Source organism: Psychroserpens algicola, assembly GCF_014526325.1.
In the GTDB taxonomy this organism is placed as follows: domain Bacteria; phylum Bacteroidota; class Bacteroidia; order Flavobacteriales; family Flavobacteriaceae; genus Psychroserpens; species Psychroserpens algicola.
Genome location: NZ_JACNMJ010000001.1, coordinates 62,227 through 80,661, shown reverse-complemented (window position 1 = coordinate 80,661; position 18,435 = coordinate 62,227). Strand labels below are relative to the sequence as shown.

General features: G+C 35.5%; 9 protein-coding genes. 7 read left to right on the top strand and 2 right to left on the bottom strand.

Annotated features, from left to right (window positions below; genetic code table 11):
* Positions 1–138: 138 nt before the first annotated feature.
* Both H7350_RS00335 and H7350_RS00330 read right to left on the bottom strand, forming a co-directional pair.
* Positions 139–6,957: a T9SS-dependent choice-of-anchor J family protein gene (locus H7350_RS00335; RefSeq protein ID WP_204343884.1), complete on the bottom strand. Its 6,819-nt coding sequence runs from the start codon at positions 6,955–6,957 to the stop codon at positions 139–141.
* A 205-nt stretch (positions 6,958–7,162) separates the two neighbouring features.
* A complete protein-coding gene (locus H7350_RS00330; protein WP_204343883.1) occupies positions 7,163–10,705 on the bottom strand; it encodes a T9SS type A sorting domain-containing protein in 3,543 nt (1,180 codons plus the stop codon).
* Between the two features lie 374 nt (positions 10,706–11,079).
* Here H7350_RS00330 and wecB point away from each other — a divergent pair, with 374 nt between their 5' ends.
* The 7 genes from wecB to H7350_RS00295 all read left to right on the top strand — a co-directional run bounded on the left by wecB (position 11,080) and on the right by H7350_RS00295 (position 18,434).
* Positions 11,080–12,183: a non-hydrolyzing UDP-N-acetylglucosamine 2-epimerase gene (gene wecB, locus H7350_RS00325; RefSeq protein ID WP_204343882.1), complete on the top strand. Its 1,104-nt coding sequence runs from the start codon at positions 11,080–11,082 to the stop codon at positions 12,181–12,183.
* Positions 12,184–12,325: 142 nt separating this feature from the next.
* Positions 12,326–13,516, top strand: coding sequence for a UDP-N-acetylglucosamine 4,6-dehydratase (locus tag H7350_RS00320; RefSeq protein WP_204343881.1), 1,191 nt, complete (start codon positions 12,326–12,328; stop codon positions 13,514–13,516).
* The gene (locus tag H7350_RS00315) at positions 13,516–14,658 is read left to right on the top strand and encodes a LegC family aminotransferase (RefSeq protein WP_204343880.1); all 1,143 of its coding nucleotides are present in this window, start codon (positions 13,516–13,518) and stop codon (positions 14,656–14,658) included. Before H7350_RS00320 ends, H7350_RS00315 begins: the two co-directional genes overlap by 1 nt.
* Complete coding sequence (locus H7350_RS00310; protein ID WP_204343879.1) at positions 14,648–15,271, top strand: NeuD/PglB/VioB family sugar acetyltransferase; 624 nt, start codon at positions 14,648–14,650, stop codon at positions 15,269–15,271. The genes H7350_RS00315 and H7350_RS00310 overlap by 11 nt, the downstream gene beginning before the upstream one ends.
* A gap of 1 nt (position 15,272) precedes the next feature.
* Complete coding sequence (gene neuB / locus H7350_RS00305; RefSeq protein WP_204343878.1) at positions 15,273–16,295, top strand: N-acetylneuraminate synthase; 1,023 nt, start codon at positions 15,273–15,275, stop codon at positions 16,293–16,295.
* Positions 16,292–17,395: a UDP-N-acetylglucosamine 2-epimerase gene (gene neuC / locus H7350_RS00300; protein ID WP_204343877.1), complete on the top strand. Its 1,104-nt coding sequence runs from the start codon at positions 16,292–16,294 to the stop codon at positions 17,393–17,395. Before neuB ends, neuC begins: the two co-directional genes overlap by 4 nt.
* Positions 17,388–18,434, top strand: a complete 1,047-nt coding sequence (locus H7350_RS00295; protein WP_204343876.1) for a nucleotidyltransferase family protein — start codon at positions 17,388–17,390, stop codon at positions 18,432–18,434. The genes neuC and H7350_RS00295 overlap by 8 nt, the downstream gene beginning before the upstream one ends.
* The last annotated feature ends 1 nt before the right edge of the window (position 18,435 follow it).

Genomic DNA, 18,435 nt, shown 5'->3' with positions numbered 1-18,435 from the left:
TTTTCGTGTTGATAAGTATTCATTATTTAGACCTATTTATGAAAAAAGGTCACATGTTGATGTACTAATTATTCGATAAAAAAAAGACATATTCCAAAATACAGAATATGTCTTTTATGTTATTTGTAACTTGAATGTTTACTCAATAACCAGTTTTTGAGTTCTTTCTAAGTTATTACTTTGTAACTTAATAATATAAACTCCTGTACTTACTGTTGAAACATCTATTCTGTTTTCTAGAGAGGTGTAATCTAAATCAGTAGTAGAGAATATAATTCTACCTTGAATATCATAGATGTTACATATAGTGTTCTCTAATAATTGTCCATTAACTACAATTTCTTTAGTTGTTTTCGAATTGTAGATGTTTAAGTTATCAAAACTGTTTTCTTGAGTTGATAATGAGTTTTCAGTAAATCTTAAAAAATATCTCCCTGTGTCATTAATATCTGTAGTTGCTGTATACACATAGTCACTATTGTTTAGTAGTGTAAGTGTATTGTTTATAGTATCTTCTAAATATACATCAATACTTTCAGGTAAACTCGACGCTTTGATACTGATAGTAAATTGCTCACCATTATTTACATTAACACCTAAAGGAACAATTACACTAGACAAACTAGATGAAGGTAATGATTGAATTGCCATGTCAATCCCTTCATTGCTTTCAATAAGATGAGAGAAAATTGCAAAATCATCAGGAGCTACGTTTCCAAATACACTAGTGTCATATCCTGGATCAAGCCCTAGAGATACATTTTCTGTTAAGAAATACAAATCTGTCATATACATTAGATCGTCTTTACTTATTTCTAAAGTGATAAAGGCATTTTCAGAAAAGCCTTGTCTACCCATAATAAAATCATCAGAAGAACCAGTCATTCTCATAGCTGGTGTAAAATTAACTGTAGCTGCAGGATTAACAGAGGCTACTAAAAACCCTTGTCCTGGTGCTATAAGCTCGTCAGGGTTTAACACAAAGTATCCTAAATTACGAACAACAAATCCGTCAGTAGCATCACCATCATATCCATAAATTCCAGAAGATGAACTGTTAAAAGCACCATCGTTTTCTGTTAAAAACTCTAACATTGAGATGTAAGATGGATAAGGGTTACCAATAAGATTCCATTCGCTTAATGCACCAACATCAATACCAACTGTAACACTATTAGTTTCGACATCTCCAACAAATGTAAATGTTGAAGTATTAGTAGAAGCAGAGCGATATCCAACTCCAGCAGTTAAAACATCACTATCATTAGATGCATTATAGTTAATATAAGTGTTAGCGTCATTATCAAAAGGACCGAATAAAAATGATGGAACACCACCAATTGTTCCTGTAGGAATATTAGTGTTTACTGTTCTAAAAGCTAAAAATGTTTGACTACTATTGGTAACTGGGGCTGATATTAAATCGTTTTGACCAGTAGTAGTTCCAGTGGTATTATTAAATGTATTAACGTGACGTTTATATGTTACCTCACCAATAGAAGTTCCACCAACTATTAAACTAGAATATTTCTGCGAATTTGAATTCATATTAACTGTTGAAATCACATTAGCGAAATCACCGTTTACAGTTAATGACTTTGTTGGGTCAATATTTAGGTTTCCGCCATTGAATACAGATACATTATTACCGACAGCGAAATTTTCAACAGTTATATTTGCACTAGGATTGCTTAGATCTAAATCAGAGTTATCAATAATAACATTGTCTGGTACGCCTAATCCAACTGTTGTTCCAGGTTGCCATTCGTTAAATCTATTATATGTTGCAAGAATATTATTATAAGTTAAACTAGAACCTGTTGTGTATGTTGGTACTATGTTTGTGAATCCACCTTCAGAAATAATTAAATCACCATTCACATTAAATAGTCCACTACCAACAACACCTCCAGTGATTTCAAAATCAGAAGCCGAATTAACAGTGAAAATTCCTGTAGCAGTAATTTCTATGTCATTTGTGGTGTAATCTGTGTTAAGGTTAACCGTATTGTTGATTATAATTTCATCACCATCTAAAGGCGCATTACCATTAACCCAAGTTTCACTTGTTGTCCATAATCCATTAGCTGTAGATGGTGCTAATCCACCTTTCTTTCTGCTAGATGCTTGATAATAGGTTGTGAATTCAATTGGATTTGTACCAGGATTGCCTGTGGCAGTGTTATCACCTATAGATTCATTAGATCTAAATGCTCCAGCAGCATTAATATATGTAGCTAAAAACTTAAAGCTTTCACCTCCTGCTAATGCATTAATACTAGAAAAGTCGATATTAAAGGTATAATTAGCATTGTTATTACTTCCTAAAGGGTTTAAGTTTGCACTTTGTATAAAGTTGTGAGACCCATTTTCAATTATTTCAAATAAGCCTGCAAAATCTTTATGAAGTGATATAGCATAATCAGGTTCAAAACCTGGAGGAAAATTCACAACAGATCTTAAAAGATTACCATCAAATCCAGAGATAGCTTTTCTTCCATCGTCACCTGCATCAATTAAGTTAGTAGTTGAAGTAATTCCACCTGCTTTACTATCTATATATACTACGATGTGGTTTTCAAACAATCCAAGAGTACCACCTACACCTCTATTATAGATGAAATTTATTGTAGAGCCAGAGCTAGCATCAATTTCAAAACTCCCAGTGCCTAATGGGCCATCAAAACCTGTAGCAGCATTTCCTGGATATGTTCCTCCAATACCTTCTATTTTAAAGTCTTCAAAAGCGACATCCTCTGCTCCAGAATTCACTCTTACAGTTAATCTCAAATCAATTGTTGTATCTGAAGCCGTTGTCAATAATAATTTATTGAATGTTTGAAATGTATCAGTTAACTGTATTCCATCTCCTATGTCATCAAAATCTGTGTCTTCTTGGAAAAAAGTATTATTATCTATGCCGTTGTTTTTAAAAGCTAAAAAGCTTACCCATGGATCAGTTCCATTTGTTCGGTATTCAACTAAAACTTCATCAGCAGGATCGATTGAGTTTAGAGCAGCAGAAGCAAATTTTCCTGAAAAGCGTATGCCACTATAGCCTTCAATGTTAATGCCAGTCCATGTTAACTGACTTGGGTTAGCACTTCCAGTCCATGATCCATCATCAATATCCTGAGCAGCGAAAAAGTTTCCATTATTTCCATTATAAGCTATGTCAATATCTGAACCGTCAGTGATATGGAAATAATCGGTTTCAATTGTATCAGGACCTTTTCCTTCACCTCCAAGAGTCACATTGTATAAAGAGTTATCCGTAAAAGTTTCACACCAAATGTTAGAGCGGTTTGGAGCCACACCAAATGGATCACTTAACGAGCTGTCATTCAACCCAGTTGAACTAGCAGTTAAGTTGCCAACTCCTGTTGAATTTATTAATAAATTATCAAACGTAGAACTACCGTTGATGGCGTTTACAGATGTTGTTGCGCTCCCAGCAAACGTAAGCGTAGTTATAGTTAAGTCAATAGGGTCCGTATAGTCTAAATCTAGATTGCCATTAGTATCAACAGCATCAACAATTACTGCAGGATCAATAGCTATATTGATTTCAGTATTTGTAGGTTGCTGACCAAATACGAGATCACTAGCCACAACATTAATTGTCGTTTCTGGACCAGTGAAGGTTCCTGAAGTCAATGGGTCAATAAAACCAGAACCTGAAGTATCAGCTGTAAATCCATTGGCAGAATCATCGACTTGAAATTGAACAATACTATTATCGACAATACCTGTAGTTTTTAAGTAGAACCCTAATACAAACTCTAATGAACCACCGTCCGTAATAGAAATAGGCGTACCAAAATCTAGTATAATTTCAGTGTCAGAAATAGTAACTGCTGGCGTATAATCCACTAAATTTTCATCGTAAAGCGTAATACCTTCAATAGCTGTTGACCATAAAGCCGTGTTGGCTGAGCCAGGTACAAAACGCATTTTTGTTACGTTGGTTGCTAAACCATCACCAGAACCTTGGTCATCGATAACGAAACCAAATACTTCAGCATCGGTTGCAATTGTAGTTGAGTTAGCAGCAATTATTGTTGAATTGCCTATTTGTGGAGTAGCTGCATAAATTTCTGAGTCACTGTCATTAGTTTGAAGTAAAATACCACTTAGTATTACATCGTCTATAACCCAAAATTCATTGCTGCTATTATTAGCCATTGTTATTCGTATGACTAATTGACTTGAATTTGTAATATCAGTAACTGAAATAAATGAATAGCCATCAGTAGTTCTATTTCCTCCTCCAGCAGGTGCAAAACTAGCTTGACTATTATCACCATCATAAACAACAGTTGCAGAAGCCTCACCAGTATCAAAAGACCACTTGGCATTATCATTACCATTAATCTCAATTTCATCAGAAAATGTAGCTCCATTATCTAAACTAACTTCTACAAGAACGTTATCTCCAACATCAAGTCCATTTGTAGATGTGGCAAAAGCAGCTAGTCTAAAATCTAATTCAATATCAGTGTAGCCCGAAACATCAATAGGTCCAAAAGTAAGTGTTGAAGTCTCATTATTTGCTTCCCATCCTCTGGTGCCAGATACGAAATTATCATCATTAGGTACAGGGCCAGATCCTGTGGCAAACCCTCCATTTGTATTTGAGTAATTAAATACAGGTGTTTGTGGGCTCGTCTCAAAATCTTGAATTGCAATTACTGATGGTAAAACAGAAACATCAAATGTAGTACTAGTTACCAGAAAAGTACCGTCAGTCGCTGTTAATTCCAAATTTGTATCAGCAGCTGTATGTGTTATCGTGCTAAACGTAGCAATACCTGCTATAGCCGTTTCAGAAACTGGACTTGCACTTAATGCACCTGTTGAGGTAATATCTATGTTAGAAATAAAATCACTGTCAACATTATTATTGATATCCTGAGCTTCAACAATGACGTCAGCCATAGCTGCATTGATTGCAACTGAAGAAGGTGGTTGTTGAGAAAATACTAATTGACTAGCTGTAACTTCAATTCTATTATCATCTGTTTCAGTAAGATCATTTGTTGCGCCACCAGCATCTGATGTCGCAAAGGTTGAACCACTTGAATCTGCCGTAGCTGAACTTATTGTTAATTGAATTTGATCATTATCAGTAACTGTTGTTTTAAATGTAGCATATACCCAAAATGTAGTACTTGAGCCAGTTGTAGCTGTAATTCCACTTCCAGAATTTAAACTATTGAATGTTGTGCTTGCAGTAACATTAGTCACTTCTCCTACATTTGCTGGTCCGTCAAATAAAGCAATCGCATCTATATTTTCGAATCCATCAACAGTAAACGTAATATCTGTAAGTGTTGTTCCTAATCCATCAGTATCTGGTGCTCCGCCTTCATCTCTAATAGTAAACTCTCCAATTTTAATAGCATTACTAGTTGTTAAAGGTGTTGCGTTAGGGAATAAGGTATAATCAATATTATTAGGTTCGTCATAATTTGCTTCAACGATATCAGATAGTTTTGAAGTTCCTTCTTTAACTTCAATATCATCAAGGTACCAACTATCTCCATTATCTTGGGACATTACAAAGGCGATGTAAATGGTTTGACCATCAAAACTAGATAGGTCAACTATTTCATTAATGTAAGTATTTCCAAAAGCGGTATATGAATTCACTGTTGAAAATGTCCCTTGATCTGTTTGTGATGTTGTAGAAACTCTAATAGAATAATCACTATCATCACCAAAACCAGCATCTCTAGTGAAAAAAGATAATTCTGTATTTGTCAATGTGCTTAGATCTAATGCTGGTGTTACTAACCAGTCTTCTGCATTTCCGCCACTTACATTCTCGTATCTCACAAAAGCAGCATTGATTCCAGAATTTGGAGTAGTACTAAGTTCCCAATCTTGAGCAGTTCCCAAACCATTCGTACCTCTAAAAGATGCCCAACAGCTCGGAGGAACCGTTCCGCCTTCAAATCCTTCTTGAAACGGACTTAAATTGGTAACGACAATAGCATTACAAGGCGTTGTAGCATCAGCACTTAATCCTACAGAATAATCAGTGCCATCATAAGAATAGGCTCTATAGTAATAGGTGGTGTTTTCGGTTAATCCGGTATGGTTAAACGTTCCTGAGGTATTGCCTATAAATAAGATTTCATCATCACCAAAATCATTACCTACAGTTGGTGTTCCTGATGGTGTATCAAAATTGTTATCGGTATTAAATACAATCACCACATCATCACCATCTGCATTATCGTCGTAGTTTAAATTGATTTGCGATGAGGATACTACAGCTGCTGAAAAAGCATCTGGGTTGTTAGGGCCAGATGATGCAAGAATTCCTTCTAGAATCAAGTTGTCAAATCCAAATTCTTCACTTGCTGAGTTTGCACTCACAAATAATCTTATTTGAATAGAATTTCCTGTAACTCCTAATAAAGAAGAGTATTCAGTGAAAGTTGTTGTAATTGCTGCTCCTTCGCCAGTACCATCTAAATTAGGATCATGATTCAATCCTACATTAGAACCGCCACTCGGAGAAGCAAACTGTATAAATTTCTGATATGGGCCACCATCAAGGCTATATTCTAAATAAAGAATGTCACCATCATCCCAACCAGAACCACCATTTCCAGATGCAAATAATCCTTTAAATGTAATATCCGTATATCCTGAGATATTAATTGAGTTGAAAGTAATAGTTTTTGTAGGAGATCCATCTCCACCATTATCATCTAAATCTTCACCAGCCCAAAAAAACGAGTTATTTGGTAAATTATAAGTTCCACTAATATCAGAGCCGTCTGTTCTTCCAAAATGGTCATTAGTTCCGTCGTTGAAAGTGTTAGATGAACTATAACGAATGCCAGAGTCACCATCTGTTTCAAAATCTTCAACCCAGATTGTCGTCTGTCCAAATCCTAAATTCCCTAATAAAAGAAGTAGTAAAAAAGTGTAAAAATGTTTCATATATCGATAAAATATGTCGTTAATCGGTAAAACCTTAAAAATCCCCTAAACGCTTTGAGAATAAGGGATTGCAAATATAGTAATTCTTCTTAATTACAATATTTGGTATTGTTATTAAATAGTTACGAAACATAAAAGTTGATTATAGACCAAAAAAAAGCACACATTAAAATGCGTGCTTTTAAATTTTATTAGGGAAGAATATTTATCTAATAATTACCTTCTGAGATTTTTGTTGTAAACCATTATCCAGTCTTACAATATATACACCAGATTTTATGTTCGAAATATCAATTTGATGATCGCTATTATTTTGATTTAAAGTTTCGCTCATAATTAAGCGCCCTTGAATATCAAAGATTGTAGTTTTTGTGTCATTTTGTAATACACCATTTATATGAAGAACTTTAGGTGTTTTTGTCGTATAAATTTGAATGGTATCAAAGTTAGTTTCAGGAGTTGATAAAGCATCTCCAGAAAACCTTAAGAAGAAACGCCCTGTTCCAGATAAGCTAGTATTAGATGTAAATACATAATCTGAAGCATTTAATAAAGTAAACGTATTTGCTAAAGTGTCTTCTAAGTAAACGTCTATATCACTTTGAATATTCGTTTCAAAAATGCTTATTGTTATTTGTTCACCTTGATTTGCATGAACTCCTAATGGAATGACGACATCATTTATAGCATCATAATTCACGGATTGAACAGCTAGATTTAATCCAGTATTATCATTTACTAAATGAGAATACAGTGAAAATGATGGTGTATAATTACTAAAAAGGGATGAATCATAACCAATGTCCATTCCTAGCGACGCATTATCATTAAAATAAATGTCAGTATTGTATGATGCATCGGTAGTTCGCATTTGAAGTTTTAAATGTGCTAAAGTTTGGCTGCCCGATCTTCCAGCAATAAAATCATCAGTTGTACCAATAGTACGCATGGTAGGCGTAAAAGTTATGGTTGCGCCTCCTGCTTTAGACGCTACTAAAAAGCCTTGGCCAGGTGTGATTTTAGCATTAGGGTTTGCATCCGAATAGGCTAAATTCCATATTTGCCATCCATCAGAAGCATCTCCGTCATAACCGTAAATACCAGCACTAGGAGGGTCAAACTCAGAATTATTACTAGCTAAAAAGTCAGATAGTTTTAAATAAGATGGATAAGGGTTTCCGATAAGATTCCATTCAGGAGAATTTGGACCAGAAACAACTATAGGTTTTGATATTACAGTATTTGCAACCAATCCTTCAAAAGTAAATGTATCAGAATTTGTTGAAGCCGCTCTATAACCATTAGCTACATCTAAAATAGCATTGGCATCGGCTGGGACATCAAGATCATAAGACTGGTAAAGTCCTGTGAATTTATTAAAAGGTCCAAATAGCTTAACTGATACATCACTTGGGTTTTCTACGATATTGGAATTTGCAGCAGCAAAATCTCCAAAGGTCTGACCATAAACTGGAGCAGATATTAAATCGTTTTCACCACTTTCACCAGGATCAGATGTTGTATTAACATGTCTTTTGTAAATGACATCGCCATCCACTGCACCATTAACAATTAAACTAGAATAAGAAGTTGAAACTGAGTTTAACTCAAAAGTACCATTGTTAACTAGTCCTGAGTTAGTGGTTATCGATTGTCCGGCACTAATTGATGTTGCAGCATCAATATTTACATATAAATTGTTAAGCTCGATATTTGTTGCGACATTGTAAGTGCCATCTAATACATAGGCATTATCGGTTCCTGTTGTGTCTGAAGGTGGGTTAGGTGACCAGCCATTATCAACATAAAGAAGTCCGTCAAAAACACTTACTAATTTAAAGTTATCAAAACCTGAGTAACCGTTTATACCGTTATTTCTTACTCTAATTTGTAAAGCTATAGTTGAAACAGCATCAGGAATATCTATCGAAACTGTTCCTTCATCAGTATCTATTGCTCCATTTCCGTCTAACAGAAAAACGACAGGTTGGTTAACACCATCATACACAAGTCTGTATTGTGCATCGTCGCTGTTATTGACATAACCATGAACATCCCAGTCAAATGATAATTTAACATTCTCAAAACTGCTAATGTCTATTGGGTCAAATGATAAGGTCGCAAACCCCGTTGTGCCATTATCGCCTTCGTCGTTAAGGTCATTTTCACCAAATATAGTATTAGAAAAAGAAGAGTTATCTAAAGGAGAAGCACTTGAAATGTCAATGAGACCATAATAACCATCGGTTCCCCAACCGTTATCAAATGTAGCAACGTTTGAAGAGTAGTTCCATTCTGGTGTTGAAGCATCAAAATCTTGAACAGCAATGCAAATTAAAGGGCCATTAACATCAAAAGGATCACTTACTGCAGGTGATAAGCCACCTCCAAATGCTAATAAGGTCGTCACAGTTTCTTTTTCAGTAAATACAATGGAATCAAATGTTGCACTACCATTAGTCATCGTGTAATTTATAAGAGAAGGCTCTAAAGAACCAGCAGCGACTACAGAAATAGTACCATTGTAATCTAAATCTTGATTACCATTTCCATCAACAGCAATAACAATTGGGAAAGGTGTCATGATTTCAAATTGGTAGGTATCGGTTGGTTGTTGTTCAAACTCGAATGCGGTCGCCGTAACTTCTATACGGTTGTCGTCTCCTGCAATTGGTGTTTGAGCACCACCACCATCAAAATCGTTGAACGTTGAACCAAGTACAGCATCGGCTAATGCTGAACTGATTGTAAGTTGGATTTGATCATTATCAGTAACTACAGAATTGAATGTTGCGTAAACATCAAAAGTCTTTGAACTTTCGTCTGGAGCAGAAAGACCTATAATTCCACTAAAATCTACTGTGCTTGAAATTGAAGTGACTTCAGAAATATTAGTCGAACCATCAAATAGAGCTAATGCAGCAATATTTTCATTATTAGTAATGTCGAAACTTAATCCGGTTAAAATTGTTGAAACTACATCGGTATCGGTTAAATCATTACCACCATCCTGAATTGTAAATTCACCTATTTTAATCGCATTAGACGTTGTTAAACCAGAGGTCGCATTATAAGATGTATAATCAATATTGTCTGTTGGATCAAAAGCCGTAGCAATAATATTTGATTCAGTGCTGTTTAATGTCGTTGTTGTTATGGTTCCAATGATACGTAAACCTGGACTGGCGATTCCAAAATCTGACCAGGCATTTCTGGCTGCAATTCTAAACCAGCCATTATTGGTAACCGAATTCCATGCGTATAACCTGAAGGTTACAGTTCCAGCAGTACCTGAAATAATGCTTAAGCCGTTAAAATTGAAGTTAGAAGCTGTAGCAGTCGACGTTTGTACAGGAATGGCCGCAATTCCTGGAGTAGTAAAGTTATCCAGACTGTAAAATACTTGCCAATTAGTTGGGCCGTTAGCATTTCTTCTATTACGAATATCAAATTCAGTAATTTCAATACTATTATCTGCACTAGCACTAACCGACCATTCAATATAGTCGTTGTTAGTTACAGCTTCTGCTTGAGAAGTTCCATTCCATTGGTTTGATGTGAAATTAGCTCCTGAACTAGCCAGTGACACTCCAGAGCCTCTAACGAGTCCTGTTGAAGCTATTTCAGGTGAATTTCCTGTAGCTGTAGGTCCAATGATATTTGGTCTGTCAACAGTAACGATTGTAGATTGGCTGAAGCCAAAGGCAAAAACAAGTAAAGTTAATGTTGTTAAGTAGCAATGTTTCATAGCGTTTAAATTTGTCATTTTAAAATCTCAATCTATTGTTATATTGTTTGAGATTGTGAGTAAACAGAGGGTCTGGCAAAGATACTAAAAGATTTTGTCGATTAAATCTATTTATCGGCTTTTCTGAGGAAATCTTGCCTTATTTGCAATTTTTTTGAACGCAATAGATGTTTTTGAGGTAATTCGCTAAAACTTTTGTAGTTTTTGCATAATCATTAGTCCTGATTCAATGCCGTATTATATAGCATGATTCTAATGCTCAGTATGAAAATAAATACTGACGTTTGTTGAAAGTCTTATGTAGCTATTGTAGTGACTATTAGTTGATTTCAAATATTAAAATATCTTTGTTGCAGATTTAGATCCATTTATAGATGAAGAAACTATTAATTGTTGTTGGTACAAGACCAAATTATATTAAAATCACTCAATTTAAGACGATTGCTGCTAAGCAATTTCCGAATCAATTCGATATTAAAATTGTGCATACTGGTCAGCATTTTGATGCTTCAATGGCAGATGTCTTTTTTCATCAGTTAGATATTTGGCCTGATTTTTTTCTCAATATAAAACCTGCATCAGCCAATTCGCAAGTAGGTGAGATCATGATCAAACTCGAAAATATTATAAACACTTTCCAACCCGATATGGTGTTGGTGCCTGGTGATGTCAACTCTACATTAGCAGCTGCATTGACAACTTACAAACTGGGCGTGAAATTAGGGCATCTGGAAAGCGGACTACGCAGTTTTGATCGCTCCATGCCTGAAGAAATTAACCGGATTTTAGTAGATGAGATTACCGATTTTTATTTTGTGACCGAACAAAGCGGGATTGATAACCTTATCAATGAAGGCAAATCTAAAGATCAGATTCATTTTGTAGGAAATACGATGATCGATACCTTATGTGCTTTTGAAAATGATATTGAAAATCAGGAACTGTTATCGACCTACAATTTAAATAAAGGTGACTACATTTTAATGACCATTCACAGGCCTGCGACTGTTGATAACAAAAAAGGCTTGGATCAGCTTTTGGCACTTATTCAAAGTTTGCCTTCAGAGAAACGTGTCCTGTTTCCGATGCATCCCAGAACGCTTAAAAATATAAAGTCTCACGGTTTAGAAGATGCTTTTAAAGCTGTAGATCATTTAACTATTGCTGCACCAATGGATTATTTTAGTTTTCAGAATTTAATTCATAATAGTGCTATGGTATTAACCGATAGTGGCGGCATTCAGGAGGAAACGACCTATAAGCAAATTCCTTGTTTAACGCTTCGCCCAAATACCGAAAGACCTAGCACTATTGACATCGGGTCTAATACCTTATTGAATTTTGATCAGGATAAAATCTTAGATCGTGTTCAACAGATAATTTCAGGACAGTATAAGCAAGGTCAAATTCCTCAGCTATGGGATGGTAAAGCAACACAGCGTGTTTTAGAAGTGATTTCAAAACATCTGGCTGTCTAATTATAAGCGGTGTGTTAACTGGTTCAAACTAGAGAAAGAATGGCTTTAACCTTTTAAGCCTTGGCAAATTGTCGTATCATTGTACCCAATTAATTACAAGTAAAAAAACGATTTAAAATTTCTAAAACAATTGTAATAATTTATGAGTGTACCATTAGGACTTATTGGTAGAGAAAACATGTTGTTTACCAAAGATATTCAGTTTAATCAAAAAGAATTATACACTAAAGTATCTACGTCAAAATTTTTAGTTTTAGGAGGCGCAGGCTCTATAGGTCAGGCAGTTACTAAAGAAATATTTAAAAGAGATCCTCAAAAGTTACACGTTGTTGATATTAGTGAGAATAATTTAGTCGAATTGGTTAGAGATATCCGAAGCTCATTTGGATACATCAAAGGTGATTTTAAAACCTTTGCTTTAGATATTGGCTCCATAGAATACGATGCTTTTATTGAAGCTGATGGTCAATATGATTACATCTTAAATTTGTCGGCTTTAAAACATGTAAGAAGCGAAAAAGATCCTTATACATTAATGCGAATGATTAATGTAAATATCTTTAATACCGATAAAACCATACAGCAATCTATCGATAATAAGGCTAAAAAATATTTTTGTGTCTCTACCGATAAAGCAGCTAATCCTGTCAATATGATGGGCGCTTCTAAGCGCATTATGGAAATGTTTTTAATGCGTAGGAGTAAAGACATCAAGATATCTACAGCGCGTTTTGCTAATGTGGCTTTTTCTGACGGCTCTTTATTGCATGGCTTTAATCAACGTATTCAAAAAAAGCAACCCATTGTAGCGCCAAATGATATCAAACGTTATTTTGTAGTGCCTCAGGAAGCTGGCGAATTGTGCTTGTCGTCTTGTTTGTTAGGAGATAATAGAGATATATTTTTCCCGAAACTTGAAGAGTCTTTACACTTAATTTCCTTTGCTGATATTGCAGTGAAATATTTAAAAAACTTAGGATACGAACCGTATTTGTGCGAGAGTGAAGATGAAGCAAGAGCCGATATTGAAACCCATATTGCTAATAAAAAATGGCCGTGTTTATTCACTAAAAGTGATACCACAGGAGAGAAGGATTATGAAGAATTTTTTACAGATGCTGAAGTTTTGGATATGAATCGATTTAGCGGCATAGGGATTATTAAAAATGAACCTAACTACGACAATGACAAGCTAAATCATTTTTCGGAAACGATTCAACAACTCAAATCTAAGAAATCATGGAAAAAGCAGGATTTAGTCGCTTTATTCCATCATATGATACCCGATTTTGGTCACAAAGAGACTGGTAAATATCTAGATTCAAAAATGTAATGGGAAACTATAACACCGTCACAGAATATATTAAATCATTATATGGCACGCAGGATTTTATTCCGCTTCATGTGCCAAAATTCCGAGGCAAAGAAAAAGACTACCTGGCACAGTGTATCGATACTACCTTTGTGTCTAGCGTAGGAAAATTTGTAGATCAGTTTGAAGAGCAGATGGCGCAAATTTCAAAAACAAAAAAAGCAGTTGCTGTTGTTAATGGTACAGCCGGAATACAAGTTGCACTTCGCTTAGCAGGTGTGAAACCAGGTGATGAGGTGCTCACCCAAGCACTCACATTTGTTGCTACTGCAAATGCCATAATTTATAATCAGGCACATCCAGTATTTTTAGATGTCGATTTAGATACGATGGGATTATCGCCAAAGGCTGTCGCTGCTTTTTTAGAAGAAAATGGCGAACTGAGAGCTGATGGCTGTTACAATAAAAAAACAGGCCGAAAAATCAGTGCGTGTTTGCCTATGCATACTTTCGGATTCCCTGTGCATTTAGAAGAACTGATTTCAGTTTGTAACACATGGCATATTCCTATCGTTGAAGATGCCGCCGAATCTCTGGGAAGTACATACAAAGGCAAACCTACAGGAAGTTTTGGAGCCTTAGGTGTGTTTTCATTTAATGGTAATAAGATTGTCACTTCAGGAGGTGGAGGCGCTATTGTGAGTAATTCTATTGCTCTTGCCGAACGCGGAAAGTATCTTACTACAACCGCAAAGCAACCACATCCTTATGAGTATTTTCATGATGAATTGGGCTATAATTTTAGAATGCCTAATGTGAATGCAGCCTTAGCTTGTGCGCAATTAGAACAGCTGGATGCTTTTTTAGCTGAAAAGCGAAGCATCGCTCAAGTCTATGCCGACTTTTTTAAAACTCAGGGTATCAAGTTTAGAACCGAGTTACCAGGCACAGAAGCCAACTATTGGCTCATGTGTGTTGAGCTTGAAAATAAACAAGAAAGAGAAGCCTTTTTAAAATATACAAACAGCGAAAATGTCATGACCAGACCTATTTGGCAATTGATGTTTAGATTGCCAATGTATAAGGACTTTCAAAGGGATAGTCAAAAAAATGCTATATTTTTAGAGGAACGAATTGTAAATATTCCAAGTAGTGTCAAGTAATAAAATTGTTTTAGTAGGATATTCAGGTCATGGTTTTGTTGTTGCTGAAACGGCTAAGGCTGGTTTGATGAATCTTCAGTTTTATACTGAAAAAGAACAAATGACAACGAATCCTTTTGGGCTGACATATCTCGGATTTGAGAGTGATGCATCCTTTTCAGAGTGGGACCAATCCTATGATTATATTTTAGGAATAGGAGACAATGCTATCCGAAAAAAAGTAGCACAATTAATTCTTAGTAAGAATAAAACACTATTAAATGCGATAGATCCAAGTGCTAATATTTCCGAAGTGATAAGTTTAGGGCAAGGCAACTTTATTGCTAAAAATGTAGTAGTGAATGCCTTGGCTGCTATTGGTGATTATTGCATTTTAAACACAGGTTGTATTGTGGAGCATGAATGTCGTATTTCAAATGGCGTGCATATTGCTCCAGGTGCTGTTTTACTCGGTAATGTAAGTGTTGGGGCGCAGTCATTTATTGGCGCAAATGCAGTGATAAAAGAAAATGTAACCATAGGGCAAAATGTTATTATTGGAGCGGGAGCAGTCGTGTTAAACGATGTTCCTGAAGGTTCAAAAATTGTAGGAAATCCAGGTAGATCTATATAATATGGATAGAGTTATTATAATTGCTGAAGCAGGCGTCAATCACAATGGCGATTTAAATACAGCAAAACAATTAATTGATGCAGCAGCCTATGCTGAGGTTGATTATGTGAAGTTTCAAACCTTTAAAGCTGACACTATTGTAAGTCGGTCAGCACAAAAAGCCGATTATCAGTCTAAAAATACTGGAGATCATGAGCAATCGCAATATGAAATGCTTAAAACGCTGGAGTTAAGTGAAAATGATCACGACGAATTAATGGCGTATTGCAAATTCAAAAACGTTAAGTTTTTGTCTAGTGCCTTTGATGTTGAAGGCGTGACTTATTTGAATAATTTAGGATTGCAGCTTTTTAAAGTGCCAAGTGGAGAGATTACTAATTTTCCGTATTTACGAGCTATTGCCCAAACCCAAAAACCTGTAATTTTATCGACAGGAATGGCAAGTTTAAATGATATAGAAGCGGCTATTGAGGTGCTTTTAAACTTCGGGACAGTGAAAGAACAGCTCACCATATTACATTGTAATACCGAATATCCAACGCCAATGACCGATGTGAACTTACATGCTATGAACAGCATAAAAAAGCAGTTTGATGTCAATATTGGATATTCCGATCACACTTTAGGCATTGAAGTTCCAATTGCGGCAGTTGCTTTAGGAGCTTGTGTGATTGAAAAGCATTTTACATTGGATAATACATTACCTGGTCCAGATCATAAAGCATCCTTAGAGCCAGACGCTTTAAAGGCTATGGTTCTTGCTATTAGAAATATAGAGGCTGCTGTTTCTGGTGATGGCATTAAAGCACCTTCAGCAAGTGAGCAAAAGAATATTTCTATTGCCCGAAAAAGTATTCATTTATCTAAAGACTTAAAAGCTGGGACAGTGATTTCTGAAGCAGATTTAATTCCACTGCGTCCAGGACATGGGATTTCTCCTATGCAGTGGAATACGGTTTTAGGTAAAATCACAACCAGAGATTTAAAAAAGCATGATTTACTAACTTGGGAAGATTTATCATGAAAATAGGAGTGTTAACAAGTTCGAGAGCCGATTATGGAATTTACCTGCCATTACTTCAGCAACTGAAAACAGACGATTTTTTTCAATTAGAAATTATTGCCTTCGGAACTCATTTGTCTAAAACTCATGGTTACACCTTAACAGCTATTGAAAATGATGCTTTTGAGGTGATTCATAGCATTGAATCCTTAGAAGCAGACGATAGTACAAAAGGGATCGCTAAATCTTATGGCAATACGGTTTTAAAATTTGCTGATTTTTGGCAAAACCATAGTTTCGATTTGGTGTTTTGTTTAGGAGACCGTTTTGAAATGAGTGCTGCAGTTCAAGCCAGTATTCCTTTTGGCGTCAAATTAGCACATATTCATGGTGGTGAAACCACATTAGGTGCTATCGATAATATTTATCGCCATCAAATAACGCTGGCATCACAACTGCACTTTGTTTCTACAGTCGATTATAAGAGAAAAGTAGCAGCGCTAACGGGAACTTCAGAAAACATATACAATGTAGGTGCCTTGAGTTTGGATAATATCAACAACTTTGAGCCTATTGAAAAGTCTAAGTTTTTGAAAACCTTTCAGCTTAAAGATGCACCTTATGCACTTGTTACATTTCACCCGGAAACGGTGGCAGTCCATTCAAATAAAACTTATGCATTGCATATGAAATCGGCTTTAGCTGAACTTTCAAACACGATTCATATTATTGTCACAATGCCTAATGCTGATACGCTTGGAAGTGTTTATCGTGAGCAATTAGAGCAACTACACTCAGAGATTCCAGAGAAAGTGACACTAATAGAAAATTTTGGAAAGGCTAATTATTTTACAGCCATGCATTATGCTGAAGTTTTAATTGGAAACACATCTAGTGGTATTATTGAAGCCGCTTCATTTGGTAAGTATGTGATTAATGTAGGATCTAGACAACAAGGAAGAGCTCAAGGCTCAAATGTGTTTGATGTGGCATTTGATTCAAAAAAGATTGTCGAAAAAACACATGAAGTTTTAAAGATGCCTAATTTTGTCGATGGTAATATATATTATAAAGCTGCAACAGCTGAAGCAATTATAAATACAATTAAACAGCATGGTTAATTTTAGAGATCATTTAATTACAACTGGAACGTCTATTCGAGACGCTTTAAAACGCCTTGATGTTTTGGCAAGGGATGCCATTGTGTTTGTGGTTGATGAGGATGGCCGATTAAAAGGTTCGCTTACTGATGGTGATGTGAGACGTGGTTTATTAAAAGGGATCACTATCGAAGAACCTGTGAGTGAAATTATTCAGGACCATCCTAAATTTATTAGAAAAGGTGCCAGAGATGTGCGTCAGATTATTACGTATAGAAATGAAAATTTCAGAATCATACCTGTGATTGATGCACAAGATAAAGTGGTCAATATTGTCAATTTCAGATTTATGCGATCCTATTTGCCTATCGATGCCATCATTATGGCTGGAGGTAGAGGTCAGCGTTTAAGACCGTTAACAGATACAACACCTAAACCCTTATTAAAAGTTGGTGATAAATCTATAATGGAGCATAATGTAGATCGCTTAGCCCTGTATGGGATTGATGATTTTTGGTTTTCAGTAAAATATTTAGGAGATCAAATTGTGGATTATTTTGGTGACGGAACAGATAAAAACAGGTCTATTCACTATGTTTGGGAAGATGAACCTATGGGAACGATTGGTTCGGTATCCAAAATTGATAATTTTGAACATGAGCATGTGCTGGTGTCTAATTCTGATGTGTTGACCAATTTAGATTATGAAGATTTCTATCTGGATTTTTTAAGTAAGGAAGCCGATTTTGCTGTGGTGACCATTCCGTATAATGTGAGCATTCCTTATGCTGTTTTAGAAACGTCTAACGGACATGTTATGGATTTCAAAGAAAAGCCAACCTATACCTATTATTCTAATGGCGGAATTTACCTTATGAAACGCTCGGTGTTAGAGTATATCCCTAAAAACACCCATTTTAACGCTACAGATTTGATGGAGAAATTAATTTCAGAAAATAAAAAGGTTGTATCTTATCCCTTAGTAGGTTACTGGCTTGATGTTGGTAAGCATGAAGATTTTGAAAAAGCGCAAAGGGATATTAACACTATAAAATTTTAAT